General features: G+C 74.2%; 19 protein-coding genes. 6 read left to right on the plus strand and 13 right to left on the minus strand.

Annotated elements, in window-relative coordinates; translation table 11 throughout:
* Window positions 1–105: 105 nt before the first annotated feature.
* Together purH and purN are read right to left on the minus strand one after the other, a co-directional pair.
* Window positions 106–1,671: a bifunctional phosphoribosylaminoimidazolecarboxamide formyltransferase/IMP cyclohydrolase gene (gene purH / locus AB0C78_RS14000; RefSeq protein ID WP_360746761.1), complete on the minus strand. Its 1,566-nt coding sequence runs from the start codon at window positions 1,669–1,671 to the stop codon at window positions 106–108.
* A complete protein-coding gene (gene purN, locus AB0C78_RS14005) occupies window positions 1,668–2,372 on the minus strand; it encodes a phosphoribosylglycinamide formyltransferase (protein ID WP_360747052.1) in 705 nt (234 codons plus the stop codon). Before purN ends, purH begins: the two co-directional genes overlap by 4 nt.
* A gap of 106 nt (window positions 2,373–2,478) precedes the next feature.
* Here purN and AB0C78_RS14010 point away from each other — a divergent pair, with 106 nt between their 5' ends.
* A complete protein-coding gene (locus tag AB0C78_RS14010; protein WP_360746763.1) occupies window positions 2,479–2,964 on the plus strand; it encodes a hypothetical protein in 486 nt (161 codons plus the stop codon).
* Window positions 2,965–2,986: 22 nt separating this feature from the next.
* Here AB0C78_RS14010 and AB0C78_RS14015 read toward each other — a convergent pair whose 3' ends face one another.
* The 3 genes from AB0C78_RS14015 to sucC all read right to left on the minus strand — a co-directional run bounded on the left by AB0C78_RS14015 (window position 2,987) and on the right by sucC (window position 7,031).
* Window positions 2,987–4,705, minus strand: coding sequence for a DUF6350 family protein (locus tag AB0C78_RS14015; protein WP_360746766.1), 1,719 nt, complete (start codon window positions 4,703–4,705; stop codon window positions 2,987–2,989).
* 257 nt (window positions 4,706–4,962) lie between these two features.
* Window positions 4,963–5,850, minus strand: a complete 888-nt coding sequence (gene sucD, locus AB0C78_RS14020; protein ID WP_360746769.1) for a succinate--CoA ligase subunit alpha — start codon at window positions 5,848–5,850, stop codon at window positions 4,963–4,965.
* A gap of 2 nt (window positions 5,851–5,852) precedes the next feature.
* The gene (sucC, locus tag AB0C78_RS14025) at window positions 5,853–7,031 is read right to left on the minus strand and encodes an ADP-forming succinate--CoA ligase subunit beta (protein WP_360746772.1); all 1,179 of its coding nucleotides are present in this window, start codon (window positions 7,029–7,031) and stop codon (window positions 5,853–5,855) included.
* 268 nt (window positions 7,032–7,299) lie between these two features.
* On the opposite strand from sucC, the gene AB0C78_RS14030 reads away from it, so the two are divergent.
* Window positions 7,300–8,790 carry a glycoside hydrolase family 15 protein gene (locus tag AB0C78_RS14030; RefSeq protein WP_360746775.1) on the plus strand — a complete coding sequence of 497 codons (1,491 nt, stop codon included), beginning with the start codon at window positions 7,300–7,302 and terminating at the stop codon, window positions 8,788–8,790.
* Window positions 8,791–8,847: 57 nt separating this feature from the next.
* Here the strand turns inward: AB0C78_RS14030 and AB0C78_RS14035 are convergent, their stop codons facing one another.
* From AB0C78_RS14035 to AB0C78_RS14045, 3 genes are all read right to left on the minus strand, one after another.
* A complete protein-coding gene (locus tag AB0C78_RS14035; protein ID WP_360746778.1) occupies window positions 8,848–9,615 on the minus strand; it encodes a TSUP family transporter in 768 nt (255 codons plus the stop codon).
* Between the two features lie 67 nt (window positions 9,616–9,682).
* A complete protein-coding gene (locus tag AB0C78_RS14040) occupies window positions 9,683–10,225 on the minus strand; it encodes a GNAT family protein (RefSeq protein ID WP_360746781.1) in 543 nt (180 codons plus the stop codon).
* Window positions 10,226–10,374: 149 nt separating this feature from the next.
* Window positions 10,375–11,571: an amidohydrolase family protein gene (locus tag AB0C78_RS14045; protein ID WP_360746784.1), complete on the minus strand. Its 1,197-nt coding sequence runs from the start codon at window positions 11,569–11,571 to the stop codon at window positions 10,375–10,377.
* A 174-nt stretch (window positions 11,572–11,745) separates the two neighbouring features.
* Here AB0C78_RS14045 and AB0C78_RS14050 point away from each other — a divergent pair, with 174 nt between their 5' ends.
* Entirely contained in the window at window positions 11,746–12,186 is a 441-nt protein-coding gene (locus AB0C78_RS14050; RefSeq protein ID WP_360746787.1) for a hypothetical protein, read from the plus strand.
* On the opposite strand, the gene AB0C78_RS14055 is transcribed toward AB0C78_RS14050, so the two are convergent.
* The gene (locus AB0C78_RS14055) at window positions 12,173–13,549 is read right to left on the minus strand and encodes an MFS transporter (RefSeq protein ID WP_360746790.1); all 1,377 of its coding nucleotides are present in this window, start codon (window positions 13,547–13,549) and stop codon (window positions 12,173–12,175) included. The genes AB0C78_RS14050 and AB0C78_RS14055 overlap by 14 nt on opposite strands.
* 116 nt (window positions 13,550–13,665) lie before the next feature.
* Here AB0C78_RS14055 and AB0C78_RS14060 point away from each other — a divergent pair, with 116 nt between their 5' ends.
* Window positions 13,666–14,694, plus strand: a complete 1,029-nt coding sequence (locus tag AB0C78_RS14060) for an AsnC family transcriptional regulator (protein ID WP_360747055.1) — start codon at window positions 13,666–13,668, stop codon at window positions 14,692–14,694.
* Here the strand turns inward: AB0C78_RS14060 and pcrA are convergent.
* Window positions 14,651–16,912, minus strand: coding sequence for a DNA helicase PcrA (gene pcrA / locus AB0C78_RS14065; RefSeq protein WP_360746793.1), 2,262 nt, complete (start codon window positions 16,910–16,912; stop codon window positions 14,651–14,653). The two genes, AB0C78_RS14060 and pcrA, sit on opposite strands and share 44 nt — an antisense overlap.
* Before the next feature lie 289 nt (window positions 16,913–17,201).
* Between pcrA and AB0C78_RS14070 the strand changes: the two genes are divergently transcribed.
* Window positions 17,202–18,668, plus strand: coding sequence for a hypothetical protein (locus AB0C78_RS14070; protein WP_360746796.1), 1,467 nt, complete (start codon window positions 17,202–17,204; stop codon window positions 18,666–18,668).
* Window positions 18,669–18,735: 67 nt separating this feature from the next.
* Entirely contained in the window at window positions 18,736–19,059 is a 324-nt protein-coding gene (locus AB0C78_RS14075) for a protealysin inhibitor emfourin (RefSeq protein WP_360746799.1), read from the plus strand.
* Here AB0C78_RS14075 and dhaM read toward each other — a convergent pair whose 3' ends face one another.
* The 3 genes from dhaM to dhaK are packed head-to-tail and all read right to left on the minus strand — an operon-like array spanning window position 19,060 to window position 21,100.
* Window positions 19,060–19,443, minus strand: a complete 384-nt coding sequence (gene dhaM / locus AB0C78_RS14080) for a dihydroxyacetone kinase phosphoryl donor subunit DhaM (protein WP_151541716.1) — start codon at window positions 19,441–19,443, stop codon at window positions 19,060–19,062. It lies immediately after the preceding gene.
* Window positions 19,444–19,445: 2 nt separating this feature from the next.
* Window positions 19,446–20,108: a dihydroxyacetone kinase subunit DhaL gene (gene dhaL, locus AB0C78_RS14085; protein WP_360746802.1), complete on the minus strand. Its 663-nt coding sequence runs from the start codon at window positions 20,106–20,108 to the stop codon at window positions 19,446–19,448.
* On the minus strand, window positions 20,105–21,100 hold the full coding sequence (gene dhaK, locus AB0C78_RS14090; RefSeq protein ID WP_360746805.1) for a dihydroxyacetone kinase subunit DhaK: 996 nt from the start codon (window positions 21,098–21,100) through the stop codon (window positions 20,105–20,107). Before dhaK ends, dhaL begins: the two co-directional genes overlap by 4 nt.
* Window positions 21,101–21,202 lie beyond the last annotated feature (102 nt).

The raw sequence follows: 21,202 nt of genomic DNA on the forward strand, positions 1-21,202 counted from the left end.
CCGTCCGGGGGGGGCGCGCCCCCCCCGAGCAACCCGGGGCTGGTGGGGTACAAGGGCGGCGCCGGCCGGGCGGGGGCAGGTCGCGCCGGGCCCGGACCGTTTCGATCAGTGGAAGAAGTGCCGGGTTCCGGTGAAGTACATGGTGATGCCGGCCTTCTTCGCGGTCTCGATCGCCAGCTCGTCGCGGATCGAGCCGCCCGGCTGGACGACGGCCTTGACGCCGGCCTCGATCAGCACTTCGAGCCCGTCCGGGAACGGGAAGAACGCGTCGGACGCGGCGACGGAGCCGCGCGCCCGCTCCTCGCCCGCGCGGGCGACCGCGAGGCGGGCCGAGTCGACCCGGTTGACCTGGCCCATGCCGACGCCCACGGTGGCGCCGCCGGACGCCAGCAGGATCGCGTTGGACTTGACGGCGCGGACGGCCCGCCAGGCGAACGCGAGGTCGCGGAGGGTGTCCTCGTCGGCGGCGTCGCCGCAGGCGAGGTCCCAGCCGGACGGGTCGTCGCCGGGCGCGTCGACCCGGTCGACGGTCTGCACGAGCAGCCCGCCGTCGATCCGGCGGGACTCGGTGGCGCCGCCGGGGGCGTCCGGGCAGATCAGCAGCCGGGTGTTCTTGAACCGGTTCTTCAGCACGGTGACGGCTTCGTCGTCGAAGGACGGGGCGACGACCACCTCGGCGAAGCTGCCGGTGATCTGCTCCGCCATCGCGGCGGTGACCGGCCGGTTCGCGGCGATCACGCCGCCGTAGGCGGACGCGGGGTCGCATTCGAGGGCGAGCCGGTGCGCCTCGGCGATGTCGGCGCCGACCGCGATGCCGCACGGGTTGGCGTGCTTGATGATCGCGACGCACGGGTCGGTGAAGTCGTAGGCGGCGCGGCGGGCGGCGTCGGTGTCCACGTAGTTGTTGTAGGACATCTCCTTGCCGTAGATCTGCTCGGCGCCCGCGAGGCCCGTCTCGCCCGGCACCCGGTACAGGGCGGCGCGCTGGTGCGGGTTCTCGCCGTACCGCAAGGCGTTCGACCGCTCCCACGTGGCGCCGATGAAGTCGGGCCACTGCGTCTCGGCGGCCTCCTCGTCGGGCGCGTACTCGCTCGCGAACCAGGACGCCACGGCGACGTCGTAGGACGCGGTGTGCTTGAAGGCGAGGGCGGCGAGGCGGCGGCGCTGCTCCAGCGTGAACCCGCCCGCCTTCACCGCGTCGAGGACGTCCCCGTACGCGGACGGGTCGACGACGACGGCGACGGACGCGTGGTTCTTCGCGGCGGCGCGGACCATCGTCGGGCCGCCGATGTCGATCTGCTCGACGCACTCGTCGGGCCCGGCGCCGGACGCGACGGTCGCGGCGAACGGGTACAGGTTCACCACGGCCAGGTCGAACGGCTCGACGTGCAGGTCGTCGAGCTGCTGCAGGTGGTCGTCCTTGCGCCGGTCGGCGAGCAGGCCGGCGTGCACCTTCGGGTGCAGGGTCTTGACCCGTCCGTCCAGGCACTCGGGGAACCCGGTGAGCTTCTCCACCTTCATCACCGGCACCCCGGCGGCGGAGATCCGGCCCGCCGTGGACCCGGTGGACACGATCTCCACCCCGGCCTCGTGCAGGCCCCGGGCCAGCTCCTCCAGCCCGGTCTTGTCGTACACGCTGATCAGTGCGCGCTTGATCGCCACCCGACTCACCGGCCGAGCTCCCCTCGTTCCGTCTGACCTGGACTGCCGGACGTTCCGCCGTCCGGCGCGGCGCCGCCGGACGTGCCGTCGCCGCAGGTTCTGCATTTCATCGAGACCCGCCGCCCCCGCGTGGTCCAGCCGTCGCGGGCCAGCCGTCCGACGACGTCGACCAGGAGCCGGCGCTCCACCTGCTTGATGCGCTCGTGCAGGGAGTCCTCGTCGTCATGCCAGCCCACGGGAACGGTCTCCTGGGCGATGACGGGTCCGGTGTCCACTCCTTCGTCGACGAAGTGAACCGTACAGCCCGTGACCTTGACCCCGTACGCCAGGGCGTCCCGTACGGCGTGCGCGCCGGGGAACGAGGGCAGCAGCGCGGGATGGGTGTTGACGATGCGGCCGCCGAACCGGGCGAGCACCGCCGGGCCGAGGATCTTCATGAACCCGGCGGACACCACCAGGTCGGGTTCGTGCTCGGCGATGGCGGCGGCGAGGGCCTCGTCCCACTCGGCGCGGGAGGGGAAGTCGGGGATGCGGAGGGTGAAGGCGGGTAGCCCGGCGCTTTCGGCGCGCTCGGTGCCGCCTATCCCTTCGCGGTCGGCGCCCACGGCCACCACTTTCGCCCCGTAGGCTGGATCTGCGCAGGCGTCGAGCAGCGCTTGTAGGTTGGTCCCCGCGCCGGAGACGAGGACGACGAGCCGGGCGGACACCATGACTCCCTTGTGGACGGTGGGGTGGACGGTGGGGTTGTCGGCATTCGGCATGAAGCCTATCGGCCCTGTTCGGCGCGGTTGAATCCACGGTTGGGAGGAAGCGGACGTGAGCGAGCAGCCGGGACGCCCGGCCCATCCCGTCGAGCAGGGACGGGATCCGGCGGGGCCGCCCCCGGGGCCCTTGGGCCGTCCGCCGGGTCAGCAGCCGGTGGAGCGGACCGGCCGGCGGGCCCTGTGGCTCGGCGTCGCCGCCCTGGTGACCTCGTTGTTCTTCTACCCGCTGGGGCTGGTGCTCGGGGTCGCCTCGCTGGTCATCGGGATCCGGGCGCGGCGGCGGGCGCGGGCTGCGCGGGCGGTCGCGCCGGGCGCCGTGCCGGGCATCGTGCTCGGCTCGGTCGGGCTGGCGTTCGCGGCGCTGTCGGTGGCGTTCACGGCGTACCTGTGGCCGGAGCTGAGCGGCTACCAGGACTGCCTCGGCGCGGCGAACACCGGCACCGACAAGACGGCCTGCAAGCACGAGTACTACCCGAAGATCGAGAAGAAGCTCCATGCCCCCGCGGGCAGCATGAACAAGTACGGGGACTACTTCTGACCCGCGCCCGGCGCGCCGCGGCTCAGTCGCGGGGCTCCTCGCGCAGGACGTAGATCGCGCCGCCGCGGTTCTCGGTGCGCTCGGGGTCCTCGCGCGGCGGCGGGACGGGCTCGGGTTCGGGCTCGGGGTCCTCGACGATGTGGCCTTCGAGGACGACCTTGCCGTCCCGCTCGGCCGGTTCGGGCTCCCTCGGCGCGGGCTCCGGTTCGGGTTCGGGTTCGGGCCGGGCGGGCTCGTCGGCGATCAGTTCGGGCAGCGGGTCCGGGGCGCGGCCGCGGCCGCGCGGCCGGCGCGGCGCCAGGACCGGCTCGGCCTCCTCGAACTCCAGCGGGTCGGGTGCGTACGGCGAGGGACGCGGCGCGGGCGGCTCCTCGGAAGCCGCCCGGGGCTCGTCGAGGACGGGCGCGGGCGGCGGCACCGCCGCCTCCGGCAGCCGGGTCTCCGGAAGACGCGCCGCGGCCCGCCGCGCCTGGGCCTTCTTGCGCTTCTTGCGCTTGCGGGCGCGGGCGGGCGTCTCGTCGCCCCCCTCCGGCCGCCGCATGATCCGCCAGTTCGCGGCCCACGCCGCGATCGCCGCGGAGATCCCGACTTCGAGCGCCGCCAGCAGCCCCACCTGCCATGCCGACGGGCCGACGGTCGCCATCCGCCCGCCGCCGAGCGGGCCGCCCGACAGCGCTGCCAGCAGCGCGACGACGGCGCCGGTCAGGGTCCCGGACACGAAGCCCCACAGCGGCGCGCCCTCCGACGTCGCGCTCGGCATCGTCCGGATCGTCAGGACGCCGCCGACCGCGCCCGCGACGAACGGCGCCGCGAGCGCCAGCAGCGACACCGCGGGCGCGGGGCCCGCCTCGGGCAGCGCCGCGAGCGGCGGGAACGCCGGGACCGTGTCCAGGAACACGCCGGTGGGCGACACGCTCGTCCCGGCGCCGACCGCGAACCCGGGCCCGACCGCGTAGGCGATGCCCCAGATGACGGCGTTCGGCAGGAACGCCAGTTCCACGAGCAGCAGCAGGACGCCGCCCACGATGCCGGGCGCGAGCAGGTCGTACACCCGGTCGGACTCGGAGGTGTGCAGCGCCAGGGACCCGCCGACCAGGACGGCGCCCGCCGCCGCCAGCACGGCGACGGACCCGGCGACCCCGATGACCAGCGACCGCGGCCGGTCCGGCAGCAGCCGCAGCAGCGCGCCGAGCCCGGACCGGACGCGCCGCCCGCGCGCCTCCGCCGCGACCTGCGCGGCGACGACGGCCCGCGCGGCGCCGAGCCCGCCCGCGATGACGGCGACGAGCAGGCAGCCGAGCAGCGCCTGCCACGCGGACGGGTGCACCTCCGGCGCCGACACCGCGAGCGCCATCAGCATCGCCAGCAGCGCGTACGGGACGGCCAGCGCCGCCGCCACCCGCACCACGGCGACCCGCGGCCGCGGCGGCAGCCCGAGCCCGCGGATCATCCACGCGCCGCCCCGGTACAGCAGCGCGCCGGGCAGCACCAGCACGCCCAGCGGCAGCAGCCCGACCCGGCCGTGCCCGTAGGAGAACCCGGCGTGGTGGGAGACGAGCCAGAAGTTCACGGCAGTGCGGAACACCCCGGACAGCCCGTGCCCGAGCGCGGTCTTCGGCGCCGCGACCCAGCCGAGCAGCGTCACGGTCGTCAGGACGGTGAGCCCGATCCCGACGCACCACAGCGCCGCCACGAGGCCCGTCACGTACAGCGGGCGGCCGTTCCCCGGCGGGGGCGCCACGGGCCCGCTCCGTGCCTTCGCAGGGCGCGGGGCGTCCTCGCGGCGCCGCGCCCGCGGGTCCCTGGCCGCCTCGGGGGTCACGCGCTGTCCCGGCCTCACGTCGCTCACCCGCCCATGCTGGCACCCCGCCCCCGCGCGCCCCCGGCCCTCAGCCCGGCGTGTCGCCTTTGTCGGCCCCGACACCGTCCCCCGCAACGACGAAAGACGCCCAAGCCGCAGCGGGCGGCTCGGGCGTCTTTCGGTGCCTGATCGGGCGATCAGAGGTTCTTCATGATCTCCCGCATGAGGACGGCGGTCTCGCTCGGGGTCTTGCCGACCCGGACGCCCACCTTCTCCAGGGCCTCCTTCTTCGCCTGCGCGGTGCCGGCGGAGCCGGACACGATCGCGCCGGCGTGGCCCATCGTCTTGCCCTCGGGGGCGGTGAACCCGGCGACGTAGCCGACGACCGGCTTCGTGACGTTCTTCTCGATGTAGGCGGCGGCGCGCTCCTCGGCGTCGCCCCCGATCTCACCGATCATCACGATGGCGTCGGTCTCCGGGTCGTCCTGGAACGCCTGGAGGGCGTCGATGTGGGTGGTCCCGATGATCGGGTCGCCGCCGATGCCGACGCAGGTGGAGAAGCCGATGTCGCGCAGCTCGTACATCATCTGGTACGTCAGCGTGCCCGACTTCGACACCAGGCCGATGCGGCCCGGCGTGGTGATGTCGGCCGGGATGATGCCCGCGTTGGACTTGCCGGGCGAGGCGATGCCGGGGCAGTTCGGCCCGATGATGCGGGTCTTGTTGCCCTTGGACTCGGCGTACGCCCAGAAGTAGGCGGTGTCGTGCACCGGGATGCCCTCGGTGATGACGACGCAGAGCGGGATCTCGGCGTCGATCGCCTCGACGACGGCGTCCTTGGTGAACTTCGGCGGGACGAACACGACGGACACGTCCGCGCCGGTCTCCCGCATCGCCTCCTTGACGGTGCCGAAGACGGGCAGCTCGGTGCCGTCGAAGTCGACGGTCGTGCCGGCCTTGCGGGCGTTCACGCCGCCGACGACCTTCGACCCGGCGGCCAGCATGCGGCGGCCGTGCTTGGAGCCCTCGGAGCCGGTGATGCCCTGCACGATGATCTTGCTGTTGTCGGTGAGCCAGATGGCCATTGTCATGCACCTGCCGCGGCGAGTTCGGCGGCACGCTTGGCCGCGTCGTCCATGGTGTCGACCTGCTGGACGCCGGTCAGCCCGGCGTCGGTCAGGATCTTGCGCCCGAGCTCGGCGTTGTTGCCGTCGAGGCGGACCACGAGCGGCCGGTCGACGGCCTCGCCGCGGTCGGCCAGCAGCTTGTAGGCGGAGACGATGCCGTTCGCGACGGCGTCGCAGGCGGTGATGCCGCCGAAGACGTTGACGAACACCGACTTGACGTCGGCGTCGGACAGCACGATCTCCAGGCCGTTCGCCATCACCTCGGCGGACGCGCCGCCGCCGATGTCGAGGAAGTTGGCGGGCTTCTGGCCGCCGAACTCCTCGCCCGCGTAGGCGACGACGTCCAGCGTGGACATGACCAGGCCGGCGCCGTTGCCGATGATGCCGACGGAGCCGTCGAGCTTGACGTAGTTGAGGTCCTTGGCCTTCGCCGCCGCCTCCAGCGGGTCGGCCGCGGCCTTGTCCTCGAGCTTGTCGTGCTCCTGGCGGAACCCGGCGTTGTCGTCGAGGGAGACCTTGCCGTCGAGGGCCTTCACCTGGCCGTCGGCGGTGAGGATCATCGGGTTGACCTCGACCAGCGTGGCGTCCTCGTCGGTGAACACCGCCCACAGCCGCTCGATCAGCTGCGCGGCGCCGTCGAGCGCCTCCTCGGGCAGCCGGCCCTGCTCGGCGATCTCGCGGGCCTTGGCCCGGTCGACGCCGGTCAGCGGGGAGATCGGCACCATCGCGAGGCGGTCGTGCGGGACCTCCTCGATCTCGACGCCGCCCTCGACGGAGCAGATGGACAGGAAGGTGCGGTTCGCGCGGTCGAGCAGGAACGAGAAGTAGAACTCCTGCGCGATCGCCGAGCCCTCCTCGACCAGGACCCGGTGGACCGTGTGGCCCTTGATGTCCATGCCGAGGATCTGCCCGGCGAGGGCCTCGGCCTCGTCGGCCGTGTCGGCCAGCTTCACGCCGCCGGCCTTGCCGCGGCCGCCGGTCTTGACCTGGGCCTTGACCACGACCTTCTTGCTGCCCGCGGAGAACAGCTCCTCCGCGATGGCGCGCGCTTCCTGGGGAGTCGAGGCGACCTTGCCGGTGGGCACCGGTACCCCGTACTCGGCGAAGAGTTCCTTCGCCTGATGTTCGAACAGGTCCACGAGGGCGTCCTTAAACGGATCGACAGCCAGATGACCACGCGAGTGGGGGTACACGGGTGTCCGTGCGGCCGGCACTCCGCGGTCCGCTCCGTCGATGCAGCCTAGTCAACCCCGGTCCGTGCTGCCGCCGCCGGGTCCATTTGTCGCCCCGAGTCCGGAAACCGCAGGTGCCGGGGGGTGCGGTGGCGGGCGCGTACGCTCCTCACGACGATGAGCCGATTGGCGTAGTTTGATGTAGTTGGGTGAGGCCAGGGGGGAGACGACGCCCATGGGGCAGCAGCGGGGGGACGTGCGCGCCGGCGCCGTGCCCGCGCCCCCCGGAGGCGTCCCCGCCGGGCGCGGCGGGACGTCGCCCGCGCGGCGCCGCAGGCGCCGGGTGCGCCGCGCCGCCGCGTTCCTCGTCGTCGCCGCGCTCGTCGCCGTGGCCGGGGCGAACGTGCCCGAGCCGTCGGCGCCCGGCTGGGTGAGCCCGGGCCTGGTGGGCGGCGGCGGGTGGCCGTTCGCGGGCGTCCCGCTCGATCCGGACGACGCCGACGGCGCCTCCTACCTGCCGGACAGCTCGGCGGTGCGGCTCGCGGACGGGCGGGTGCTGCTGGTGCCGTCCGGCGGGGACGCGCCGGTCACGGTCGCGGCGGACGACCCGCGGGTGGCGCAGGCGGTGCGGTCCGACAGCGCGTGGCTGGCGTCCGGCACCGTCCCGGAGGGCCCGGCGGACTCGGGTTTCCGTGACATGGCGGCGCGCGCGCTGCTGGACCTGCGGCTGCTGACGCCGCCGAACGGGGCGTCGCTCGCGTCCTGGTACGGGGCGTGGCGGTACTCGTGGCCGCGCGACTCGGCCTTCGCCGCCGCCGCGTTCAGCGTGACGGGCCATCCGTCGGAGGCGCGCCGCATCCTGCGGTTCCTGGGACGGGTCCAGACCGGCAATGGATTGTGGGCCGCGCGGTACAACGCCGACGGCACGGCCGTGACGGACGGCCGGGCGCCGCAGCTCGACTCGCTGGGCTGGGTGCTGTGGGCGAGCTGGCTGTACCGGACGGAGAACCCGGGCGCCGACGACCTGCCGGGCCTGTGGCCGATGGTGCGGCGCGCCGCCGACCATCTGGCGGAGTCGCTGGACGCGGAGGGGCTGCCGCCCCCGTCGTCCGACTACTGGGAACGCGATCACGGCCGCGAGCAGGATCCGCGGCGCCCGACGCTCGGGGTGGTCGGGCCGGTGCTGGCGGGCCTGCGGTCGGCGGCGGACCTCGCGCAGGGCTACGGGCAGGGCGCCGAGGCGGCGCGGTGGCGGGCGGCGGCGCACCGGGTGTCGGACGCGCTGGACCGGCAGTTCGCGCCCTACGGGTACCCGCGCTCGCCCGTGCAGGACGGGCTGATGGACACGTCCGTGACGTTCATCGCGCCCCCGTTCGCGCCGGCGGACCAGGCCGTGAACGGGGCGATCGCGTCCGCCGAGCGCGGGCAGGCGCTGCCGAACGGGGGCGTGCTGCCGGGCGAGAGCTGGTCGGGGGCGCCGGACGTCGCGTGGACGCCGGAGACCGCGCTGTTCGGGCTGTCGGCCGCGGCGGGCGGACGGACGGACGAGGCGATCGCGCGGCTGGGCTGGCTGTCGGCGCACCGGACGTCGCTGGGCGCGCTGCCGGAGAAGGTGGGGCCGACGGGCCGCCAGGCGGGCGTGGCGCCGCTGGGCTGGACGGACTCGCTGGTCCTGCTGACGCTGTCAGCGCTGCGGAGGCCGCTGCCGGTTCCGCCCGCCTCCTGACCGCTTCCCGCCCGCCTCCTGACCGCGTCCCGCCCGTCTCCTGATGCCTTCGCCGGGTCAGGCGAACTGCTCGTAGCCCATCTTGAGCACGAGCGCGGCGACGACGCACAGCAGGACGATCCGGACAAACCCGGCGCCGAGGCTGATCGCCATCCGGGCGCCGAGCTGCGCGCCGACGGCGTTGCAGACGGCCATGCCGAGCCCGATCGCCCACAGCACGTGGCCCTGCGCCGCGAACACCACGAGCGCGCCGAGGTTGGTGCCCGCGTTGATGATCTTCGAGGTGGCGGAGGCGTCGACGAAGTCCAGGCCGAGCAGCGTGGTGAACGCGATGACCAGGAACGTCCCGGTCCCGGGGCCGACGAGCCCGTCGTAGAAGGCGATCGCGACGCCGGGCACGACGATCGCGAGGGCGATCCGGCGCCGGGTCCGCAGGACGAGCCGGGGGGCGCGGCCGAGGTCCGGCTTCAGCACCACGAGCGCGGCGACGGCGAGCAGCACCACCATGATCACGGGCTTGAGCACGTCGGACGAGATCGCGGCGGCGCACAGCGCGCCGCCGGCGGCGCAGCACACCGCGAGGGCCGCGGCCGGTCCGGCGATCCGCACGTCCGGCTTGGCCTTGCGGGCGTAGGCGATGGCGGCGGAGGTGGTGCCCGCGATCGAGCCGAGCTTGTTGGTGGCGAGCGCGGTCGCGACGGGCTGGCCGGGGTTGACGAGCAGCAGCGCGGGCAGCTGGATCAGCCCGCCGCCGCCCACCACCGCGTCGACCCAGCCCGCCGAGGTGGCGGCGGCCAGCATGACGAGCACCTGCTCGGCGTGCACGGGAGCTCCCGGGGGTAAGGGGTGTTCAGTGTATGACCATAACGCCCCGGAGCGCCCCGCCGCCGCGTCAGGCCGCCCACTCCCCCGCGAGGACCGCCCAGATCTGCTCGTCGCGGCGCTCGCCGTCCAGCACGTACGCGTCCCGGAGCACGCCCTCGCAGGTCATCCCGAGCCGCTTCGCCACCGCCGCGCTGGCGGTGTTGCGCGGGTCGCAGATCCACTCGACCCGGGCCATCCCGCGCACCCCGAACGCCCAGTCGATCATGTGCCGGACCGCGGTGGTGACCAGGCCGCGGCCCCGGGCGCCCGCGCCGAGCCAGACGCCGGCCTCGCACACGCCGCGCGGCGCGTCGAACGTCCGGAAGACGGTCCCGCCCTCCAGCACGCCGTCCACCCAGATCCCGTAGACGCGGCCCTCGTCGCGGGCCTGCTTCTCGGCGTAGCCCTGCAGGAACTCCCGCGCGGTCGCCTCGTCGACGACGGTGTGCGCCCACGGGATGTAGTCAATGACGTCGCCCCGCACCCGCTCGGCGTGCGCGGCGAACTCGGCGGCCTGCCACGGCTCCAGCGGGCGGAGCTCGGCGCCTTCGGCCAGCGTGACAGCGAACATGGAGGGCCTCCCCCGAGAACAGTGACCGGACGTTCGTCATATAACACCCATGGAGCCGCCGACGGCGACAGGTGATCGTCCCCGCCCCGGAGGCGGCTCAGCGCCGCCCCTCGGCGCCACCCCTCGGCGCCAACCCTCAGCGCCGACCCTCAGCGCCGTTCCCCGGCGGCGACCCACTCGCCGCGGATCATGACGGCGGCGACGCGGGTCAGGGCCCCGATGTCGGTGAGCGGATCGCCGTCGACGACCACCAGGTCGGAGTCGTGGCCGGCGCGCAGCAGCCCCTTGCGGTCGCCGAGGCCGCACTCCTCCGCCGCGCGCGACGTCGCCGACGCCAGCGCGTCGGCGGCGGGCACCCCGCCCGCGACCAGGCACGCGACCGCCGACGGCAGGATGCCGTGCGGCTTCCCGGCGCTGATCCCGCAGTCGGCCCCCGACACGAGCCGCACCCCCGCGCGGTGCATCGCGGCGGCGTGCCCCTCGCGGTCCTGCAGCGTCATGCCGAACCGCTCCAGCACCGCCAGGACGGGGCCGGCCGGTTCCACCCCGGCGGCCTTCCCCAGCGTCGGGCAGACCGTGATCTCCTGCCTGGCCAGGGCGTCCAGCAGCTCCTCCGGGATCCGGACGCCGGACTCGGTGAGGCACGTGCAGTGCTCGATCCCGTCCGTCCCGGCCCGCACGGCCTGCTCGATCGCGGCGAGGCCGTGCGCGTGGACCGTGACGGGCAGCCCGGCGCGGTGCGCCTCCTCGACGATCAGGCGCAGGTCGTCGTCGCCGAACTGGCAGAGCGCGACCTCTGTGCCCGCCGTCATGACGCCGCCGCTGCCCATGACCTTGACGACGTCCGCGCCGCGATCGGCCCGCTCCCGCACCGCGGCGCGCAGCCCGTCCGGCCCGGACGCCTCGCCGCCCATGGACCAGCAGTGGCCCTGCGGGGAGGTGATCGGCGGGCCGGCGGCGACGATCTCCGGGACACCCTGCTCCGGACCGCGGTCCCGGCGCTCCAGCACGGTCCAGCGCCGGTCGCCGAGGTCCCGCACCGTCGTCACCCCGGCCGCCGCCTGGTCGCGCAAGGCCTGGTCGATGACGGCGTCCAGTTCGGCGCCGGTGTAGTCGGCGAGCCGGTCCAGCGCCCCGTTCCGGCTGTCGCCGCAGAGGTGGACGTGCATGTCGATCAGGCCGGGCAGGACGGTTCCGTCGGGGAAGTCGACCACGTCCCAGCCGTCCGGGACGGGCGCCGTCGCGGGTTCCACGCCGCGGATGCGGCCGTTCTCGACGAAGACGGCGGCCCCGCCGTGCAACCCCTGTACGCCGTCGAATGCGCGTCCCGCCCGTACGACCGGCATCGGATGCCCCCGTTCCCGTCCCTGCCGCCATCATCGCTCGACCAGGGCGAACGCGGATAGTGCCCGCAGGAACGTGGCCGGATGAGGGCGGCCGCCGATGCCACCGTGACCTGATCGTAACGGTCCGTAGGCATCATCGGACGTCCGGCATGATCAGTCCAGGAGGAGGACGCCATGGGACGCGCGAAGACCACCGGCCACGGATGGGTCGGTTCGGTGCTGCCCCTCCTCGCCCTGGTCGTCGGCGGCTCGCTCGGCATCGCGACCGGCGCCTGGCTGGAGATCGAGGACGTCCTCGGACCGCCCGCCGCGGGCGTGCTGGCCGGCGAGATCGTCGCCGCGGCGGTGGTGTTCCTCGTCGGCTTCCGCAAGAACAGCTCGTGGACGCCCCAGGGCCGGGTGTGGACGCGGGAGCACAGCTACGGCGGCCACGGCGTCCAGTGGCTCGGCGTCACCGTCGCCCTCGCCATCGCGGTGCTCCCGTTCTCCATCATGTTCGAGAAGCTGACCGCACCCGGGCTGAACTGGGTGGGCCTCGTGGCGGCGATGGCGGCGACGGCCGGCGTCAGCCGCCTGATCTACGTGAAGACCTGCGCGACCGTCATCGACGCATGAGAGCCGCGGTCCCCAGCGCCAGCGCCAGGAGGACGGCCGCGGCCCCGAACGCGATCTGGGCCGCGGTCGCGGACCCGTGCGGCAGCGCGTGGAAGAACGCGGTGCCGAGGACGGCGATGCCGAGCGTCCCGCCGAACTGCTGGACGGCGTTGAGCAGCCCCGCCGCCGACCCGGTCTCGTGCGGCCGGACGCGGGCCAGCGCCGCCGTGAAGAACGGGACCGTGAACAGCCCGTTCCCCGCCCCCACCAGGACGAGCGCGCCGAGCAGCGGCCACGGGTAGGCGTGCGGGTAGGCGCGGTAGACGGGGATCGCCGCGCACACCCCGGCCAGCATGATCGCGAGCCCGGCGGGCATCAGCCGCGGGCCGAAGCGCGGGACGAGCCGGGTCCCGGCGAGCCAGGACGCCGCGGCCATCGCGGCCGACCAGGGCAGCAGCGTGAACCCGGCGTTCAGCACGTCCCGTCCGAGCCCTATCTGGACTTGCAGGACGACCACGACCATGAGCCCGTTCATCACCGCGAAGAACACCGTCGAGGTCGCCAGCGCGGCGGGGAAGCCGCGGTCCGCGAACAGGCTCGGCTCGACGAGCGGGGCCGCGGCCCGGCGCTGGTGCAGCGCGAACACCGCCAGCACCGCCGCGCCGCCGGCGAGCATCGCCCACGTCCACGCCGGCCATCCCGCCGAATCGCCCTGGATCAGCGGATACACGACCAGCGCCGCGCCGGCGGTGGCGAGGGCCGTGCCGGCGGCGTCCAGGCGGGGCCGCCGCTTCGCCCGGTCCTCGCACAGCAGCGGCGCGGTCGCGAGCACCCCGGCGGCGAGGGGCAGGTTCACCAGGAACGCCGCCCGCCACGACACCGCGTGGGCGAGGACGGCGCCGAGCACCGGCCCGCAGACCGCCGACAGCCCCATCACCGGCCCGATGCTCCCGAACGCCTTCGCCGTCTCGGGCCCGTCGAACATCGCGCGGATCAGCCCGATCGTCTGCGGGACGATCAGCGCCGCCGCGGCGCCCTGCACGGCCCGCGCCGCGATCAGCGCGCCCGCCGACGGCGCCAGCGCGCAGCACGCCGACGCGGCCGCGAACCCGGCGACGCCGAGCGCGAACACCCGCCGCCGGCCGGCGATGTCGCCGAGCCGCCCGCCGGTGATCAGCAGCACCGCGAACGGCAGCGTGTAGGCGGCGCTGAACCACTGGATCCCGGACTCGCCGCCGCCGAGGTCCCGCCCGATCACCGGCGCCGCGACCTGCACGATCGTCGCGTCGAGCAGGTTCATCGCCTCCGCCGCCAGCAGCGTGGCCAGGGCCGCCCACCGCCACCGGTGGACGGCCCGGGTCCGCGTCTCCTCCTGCACCCACATGGCACGTCTCCTTTCGGTTCCGTGCCCCAGCCTCGAAGCTGCGCCGCATCGTGTTCCAACCACGGCGCTGAAATAGCGGATATCTTCCATCCAAGCGGCGGAGATGAGGGATCGTGATGCTGGACGAGCTGGACCGCGCGGTCATCCACGCGCTGCACATCGACGGGCGCGCCCCGTTCAGCCGCATCGCGGACGTCTGCGGCGTCTCCACGCAGACCGTGGCGCGCCGGTACCGGCGGCTCCGCGCTGAGGCGGGCCTGCGCGTCGTCGGCGTCCTGGACCGCGACACCGGCCCCGGGACGCACTGGACGGTCCGGCTGACCTGCACGCCCGCGGCGACGCGGACCCTCGCGCACTCGCTCGCCGCGCGGCCCGACACGCCCTGGGTGAAGCTGACGTCCGGCGGGACGGAGATCTTCGCGATCGTGCACGTCCCGGATTCCCCCGGAGACAAGGGAGACACCGACGGCCCGCACGCCATGCTGCTGCACGACGTCCCGCGCCGCGCGGGCATCACCGCGGTCTCCGCGCACTGCATGCTGCACACCTACCTCGGCGGCCCGACCGCCTGGCGCGGCATCACCCGCGCGCTCTCCCCCGAGCAGCAGGAACGGCTGAGACCGCCCGCGACCGACCCCGCCGACCCGACCGACGCAGGCGACCCGCGCCCGCTGACCGACGCGGACCACGCGCTCCTGGACGTCCTGCGGCACGACGGCCGCGCCGGCTACACCGACCTCGCCGCCGCGACCGGCTGGTCACAGGCGACGGCCGCGCGCCGCCTCGCCGGCCTGCGCGCCCGTGGCACGCTGTTCTTCGACGTCGAGGTCGACTCCGCCCTGCTCGGCGGCACCACGCAGACGCTGATCTGGATGTCGGTCGCCCCGGGCCGGCTCGACGACGTCGCCACCACCATCGCCGGGCACGACGAGCTCGCCGTCGTCGCCGCGACCACCGGCCCCACGAACCTGCTCGCGCAGGCGCTCTGCGACGGCCCCGCCGACCTGCACCGCTACCTCACCCGCGAGCTCGGCGCCCTGGACGGCATCCGCACCCTGGAGACCGCGCCCGTCCTGCGCACCCTGAAAAGGGCCGGTGCGGTCAGAGCTTCTCCACCGGCGCGAACCGCAGGACGAGGCGCTTGACGCCGTACTCGCCGCCGAAGTCGACGCTGGCGGCGGCCTTGTCGCCGGCGCCGTCCACCGACACGACCGTGCCGAGCCCGAACGAGTCGTGCGTGACCTTGTCTCCCGGCGCCAGGGCCGGGACCTCCCGGTTGCCCGGGGACTTCACGCCGGGCCGGGCCGCCATCCGCGACATCGCCGACGACGACGCGGACGACGCCTCCCGCTCCCAGTCGATCAGGGTGCCGGGGACCTCGCCGAGGAACCGGGACGGCGGATTGACCTGCGGCGCGCCCCACGAGCTGCGCATCGTCGCCCGGGACAGGTACAGCCGCTGCCGCGCGCGCGTGATGCCGACGTAGGCGAGGCGGCGCTCCTCTTCGAGCTCCTTGGGGTTGCTCATGGCGCGCAGATGCGGGAAGACCCCGTCCTCCATGCCGGTGAGGAACACGACCGGGAACTCCAGGCCCTTCGCGGTGTGCAGGGTCATCAGCGTGACGACGCCCTGGTCGGTCTCCTCCGGCTGCTCGCCCGGCGGGACCGGCCCGCCCTTCGCGCCGCCGGGGATCGAGTCGGCGTCGGCGACCAGCGCCACCTGCTCCAGGAAGTCGGGCAGCCGGCCCTCGGCGGACTCGCCGTCGAGGCGCTCCTCGAACTCGCGGGCGACCGCCTCCAGCTCGCGGAGGTTCTCCACGCGGGTCTCGTCCTGCGGGTCCTTGGAGGCCTGCAGCTCGGCGAGGTAGCCGGACCTGTCGAGGATCTGGACGACCAGGTCCGCCGGCGTCGACGACTCGGCGGCGGCGCGCAGCTCGTCCAGCAGCAGGACGAACTCGCGGACGGCGTTGATCGACCGCGTCGCCATGCCGGGCACGTCCTCGGGGACGCGCAGCGCCTGCCAGAACGAGATCCGCTCGCGCGACGCGTACGCCTCGACGCACGCCTCCGCGCGGTCGCCGATGCCGCGCTTCGGCACGTTCAGGATGCGGCGCAGCGAGACGGTGTCCTCGGGGTTGGCGAGGACGCGCAGGTAGGCGAGCAGGTCGCGGATCTCCTTGCGCTCGTAGAAGCGGACGCCGCCGACGACCTTGTAGGGCAGGCCGACGCGGATGAACACTTCCTCGAACACACGCGACTGGGCGTTGGTGCGGTAGAACACCGCGACGTCGCCGGGGCGGGCGTCGCCGGCGTCGGTGAGCCGGTCGACCTCGTGCGCGACGAACGCGGCCTCGTCGTGCTCGTTGTCGGCCACATAGCCGGTGATCTTGTGGCCCTCGCCCTGGTCGGACCAGAGCCGCTTCGGCTTGCGGTCGGCGTTGCGCTCGATGACCGCGTTCGCCGCCGACAGGATCGTCTGCGTGGAGCGGTAGTTCTGCTCCAGCAGGATCGTGGTCGCGTCGGGGTAGTCGCGCTCGAACTCCAGGATGTTGCGGATCGTCGCGCCGCGGAACGCGTAGATCGACTGGTCGGCGTCGCCGACGACGCACAGCTCGGCGGCGCCGACGCCCTCGACCGGCGCGGTCAGCTCGCGGACCAGCTCGTACTGCGCGTGGTTGGTGTCCTGGTACTCGTCGACGAGGACGTGCCGGAACCGCCGCCGGTAGTGCTCGGCGGCCTCCGGGAACACCTGCAGCAGGTTGACCGTCATCATGATCAGGTCGTCGAAGTCCATCGCGCCGGCCTGCTGCAGCCGCGCCTGGTACATCTCGTACGCCTCGGCGAGCGTCTGCTCCATGTGCGTGGACGCGCGGTTCTTGAACGTCTCGTAGTCGATCAGCTCGTTCTTCAGGTTCGACACCTGGGCGCTGAACGACTTCGGCGGGTACCGCTTCGGGTCGAGGTCCAGCTCGCGGCAGACGAGCGCCATCAGCCGCTGCGCGTCGGCCTGGTCGTAGATCGAGAAGCTCGTGGGGAAGCCGAGCCGCTTGGCCTCCCGGCGCAGGATCCGCACGCACGCGGAGTGGAACGTCATCACCCACATGGCGCGCGACCGCGGCCCGACGAGGGCGTCGACGCGCTCCTTCATCTCGGCGGCGGCCTTGTTGGTGAAGGTGATCGCGAGGATCTGGCCGGGGTGCGCGTCCCGCTCGCCCAGCAGGTGGGCGATGCGGTGGGTGAGCACGCGGGTCTTCCCCGACCCGGCGCCCGCGACGATCAGCAGGGGGCCGCCGGAGTGCACGACGGCGGCGCGCTGCTGCTCGTTCAGGCCGTCGAGCAAGGGGTGAGCTTCGGTCTTCGACATCACGTGCGAGTGTACGGCGCCGCGCCGACGTTTTCGGCGGCGTCGCCGCGGCGCGCGGGTCGCCCGCGCCTCCCGGAGATCACCAGTCCGGATGAGGACACCGGCCTCACCGGTGGCCTTTCCGGGTTGACTCGACCTTGTGACGGGCGGAGCGTAGGCCGCGCGGGCGGTCCCGAACGACGAGGCACCGCCGGCACTCCCGCCAGATGACCGCCGGGGGTGCCGCACGACCGCCCGCGGCCGCGTAGGGCCATCGGGGGCTCGCGCACGGTGACGGAAGGTGGCATCGATGACGATCCACCAGGAGGAACGCCAGATCCAGCAGAGCGGACGCCGGGGCGTGGAGGTCCCCGAGGCCCTCACGGGCCGGATGGCGCCGCGATTCCGCGTCGAGGGGGCGGCCGCCGCCCCCGTCCCGGTGCCGCGTCCGGTGCCGATCCCGGTACCGGTCGCGACCGGGCACCGCTTCCTCATCTACAAGCAGGACCCGTCGGTCGCCGACCTCGGCGTCCGGCTCACGTTCGTTCCGACGGTCGTGCTGAACGGCCCGGCCGACGCCCGCGCCAGGACGGACCTGGCCGGTACGACACCGGTCGCCCGCAACGCCAGCGGCGACTTCGTGTTCGCGCCCAACTCGCCGCAGTTCGACTGCGCGCACACCTTCGCGGTCGTCCGCGAGACGATCGCGATGTACGAGCGGCACAACGGCGGCAACCCCATCCCGTTCGCCTGGAACGTCGGCGGCAACACCGACCCCATCACGGTGTTCCCGCACGCCGGGGAGGGCGCCAACGCGTTCTACAGCCGGACGGCCAAGGCGCTGAAGTTCCTGTTCTTCACGCCGCAGGGGCAGCCGCCGTCCAGCGTCCTGTACACGTGCCGGTCGCTCGACATCGTGTCGCACGAGACCGGCCACTCGGTGCTGGACGGGCTGAAGCCCGGCTGGCTGTCGGCGGGGAACCCGCCGCAGACCGGCGGCCTGCACGAGTCGTTCGGCGACCTCACCGCGATCTTCCTGGCGCTGGCGCAGCCGGACCAGGCCGAGGCGTTCGTCTCCCTGACCAAGGCGAACCTGCACGACCGGTCGTTCCTGCCGGAGCTCGCGGAGGAGTTCGGCAAGGCGCTCGGCATGCCCGCCGGGCTCCGCAACGCCGACAACGACCTCAAGCTCAGCCAGGTCGGCAACGAGGTGCACGCGATCTCGCAGGTGTTCACCGGCGCGATCTACGACGTCCTCGCCGACGTGTACCTGTTCGAGACGGCCCGGCAGCGCCGCACCAAGGACCTGACGGTCCTGCTCATGGAGGTCGCGCAGGGGCTCTGCAAGCTGCTGTTCGACGCGATCGTGGCGGCCCCGGCGACGGGCGCGCTGTACGTGGACGTCGCGAACAAGATGCTGCAGATCTCGGCCGGCCGGGGCGACCCGGCGATCTACCGGACGTTCATCCGGAACCGGTTCGCGGTCCGCGAGATCACGACGGCGGCGACCCCGCTGCGCGACCTGATGAGCGGCGAGATGCGGATGACCGACGCCGACTACACCGGCGACGGGCAGGACGTCACGGAGGTCGGGCCGCACGACGAGCACTCGGCGAGCCTGCGGGCCGAGCAGGACCGGTCGCTGTGCTGCGGCACGATGCAGATGCCGGAGTACCAGGTCGTCGCGCCGGAGAAGCTGGCGAGGCGCGGCTCGCTGGACGACGACGACATCCTCCGCGACGAACTGGACGAGCTGCGCCGCGCGTTCAGCAAGTAGGGAACCGGGACCGGGCGGGCAGGGACCGGGACAAGGAATCGGGACGGGCGAGGGAGGCCGGACGGCGATGCGCGTGACGGTCGAGAGCACGGGCGGTTTCACCGGCCGCGCGGTGGTGGTCGCGCGCTACGACACGTCCGGCCTCCCCGCCGGCCGGGCGGAGCGGGTGCGGCGGGCGGTCGACGCGCTGGCCGCCGCGCACGCCCGCGGGGACACCGGGGAGATCGGGGCGGACCTGCCCGGGTACCGGGTGACGGTGGACGACCCGGACGGCGGCGCCGAGGCGCCCCGCGTGTACGAGGTGCGCGGCGACCCGTCCGAGCCGTCCCCCATCGGCGTCCTGCTCGACGACCCGGGGATCGGCGGCGCGGAGCCCGGCGGCCCCGGCTGATCAGGTCTTGCGGTGCTCCCGGGCGGACTCGGCGGCGGCGTGCACGGCGGGGAGGTCGGCGCCCGTCGCGGCCATGGACGCGGCGGCGACCGCGCCCTCGACCAGCGGCGCGTCGGCGAGCAGGATCCGCTCGCCCTCGGCGTCCTCGATGAGCATCTTGGCGGTGAGGACGGAGCTGCCGATGTCGGCGAGCAGCAGCACGCCGTCACCGCCGTCGGCCCGCGCCACGGCGTCCTCGACGAGGTCGATGCTGGTGCCGAGGCCGCCCTCGGAGTCGCCGCCGGCGGGCTCGACGACGGCCTTCCCCACGCCCATGGCGCGGGCCACCTCCGCGACGCCCTCGGCGAGCGTCCGGCTGTGCGAGATGATCACGATCCCGACCACGGTCACTCCCGTCCGGTGACGTCGGCGAGCGCGCGCAGGACGAGCGCGGTGGACGAGGCGCCGGGGTCCAGGTGGCCGGTGCTGCGCGGGCCGAGGTAGCTGGCGCGGCCCTTGCGCGCCTGCATCGGGACGGTCGCGGCGGCGCCCGCGTCCGCGGCGTCGGCCGCGGCGCGCGCGGAGCCGGCGAGATCGGCGCCGCCGTCGAGCGCGGCCGCGTAGGCGGCGGCCGCCGGGGCCAGCGCGTCGATCATGGTCTTGTCCCCCTCGTTCGCCTGGCCCAGCTCCTGGACGCCCTCCAGCGCGGCCTTCAGCGCGGCGCCGACCGCCGCGGCGTCCGCCTCGGACGCGTCGCCGAGCGCCTTGCCCGCGCGGCGCAGCGCCGTGCCGTAGAGGGGGCCGGACGCGCCGCCCGTCTTGGACACGATGGCCCGCCCGGCGGCGATCAGCACCTTGCCCGGGCGCGTCTCGCCGAGCTCCGCGTCGCCGGGGAGGGCGGCGACGGCCGCGGTGAACCCGCGGTGCAGGTTGTGGCCGTGGTCGCCGTCGCCGATCGCCGCGTCCAGCCGGGTCAGCCGCTCGGCCTCGGCGGACACCAGCTCGGCGGCGCGGCGGATCCACGCCGCGGCGCCCCGCGCGTCCAGCCCCGCGCTCACTTGCCCGGTCACCGGCCCCACCGCAGCGCGGGCGTCTCGACGGACGCGTCCCAGAGGCGGGTCAGGTCGGGCGTCAGCCGGCACACGCTGATCATGCTGCCGGCCATCTCCAGGCTCGTGACGTACGGGCCGACGAGCGGGCGGACGACCGTGGCGCCGTGCCCCTCCAGCCAGCGGGCCGCCGCCGCGTACGCGATGTACTGCTCCATCAGCGGGGTGCCGCCCATCCCGTTCACCAGCACGAGCAGCTCGGACCCCGACACCGGCATGTCCGCGTCGATCGCGCTGAGGGACGCGTCCACGATCGCGTCGGCGTCCGCCAGCGGGACGCGCTCGCGGCCCGGCTCGCCGTGGATGCCGATGCCGAGCTCCATCTCGCCCTCCTCGAGCTGGAACGTCGGCTCCCCGGCGGCGGGCACCGTGCACGGCGACAGCGCGACGCCGAACGAGCGGCTCCGCTCGTTGACCTCGCGGGCGACGGCGGCGACGGACGCGAGGTCGGCGCCCTCCTCCGCGAGCGCCCCCGCGATCTTCTCCACGAACAGGGTGGCGCCGGTGCCGCGCCGACCGGCGGTGTAGAGGCTGTCCTCCACGGCGACGTCGTCGTTGACGATCACCGACGCGACCTCGATGTCCTCGTCCTCGGCCAGCTCCGCGGCCATCCGGAAGTTGAGCACATCGCCGGTGTAGTTCTTGACGATGTGCAGCACGCCGGCGCCGCCGTTCACCGCCATCGTCGCGGCGATGATCTGGTCCGGGACGGGCGAGGTGAACACCTGGCCGCAGCAGGCAGCGTCGAGCATCCCGTGGCCGACGAACCCGGCGTGCAGCGGCTCGTGCCCGGAGCCGCCCCCCGACACCAGGGCGACCCTGCCGGCGCGCGGCGCGTCCGCCCGCACGACCGTGCCGTTCTCGGGATCGACCCGCAGCGACGGATGCGCGGCGGCGAGGCCGCGCAGCGCGTCGGCGACCACGTTCTCCGGATCGTTGATGAGTTTGCGCATGTCTCAGCTCTACCCCGGCACGGCGCCCCGTCCCAGGCCCAATCACGATCTTCACGTGCCGGTTATCGGGATGCCGCCGGCCGCCCTCCCGGCATAGGTTGC

This window comes from Actinomadura sp. NPDC048394 (assembly GCF_040651755.1).
Taxonomy (GTDB): domain Bacteria; phylum Actinomycetota; class Actinomycetes; order Streptosporangiales; family Streptosporangiaceae; genus Spirillospora; species Spirillospora montaniterrae.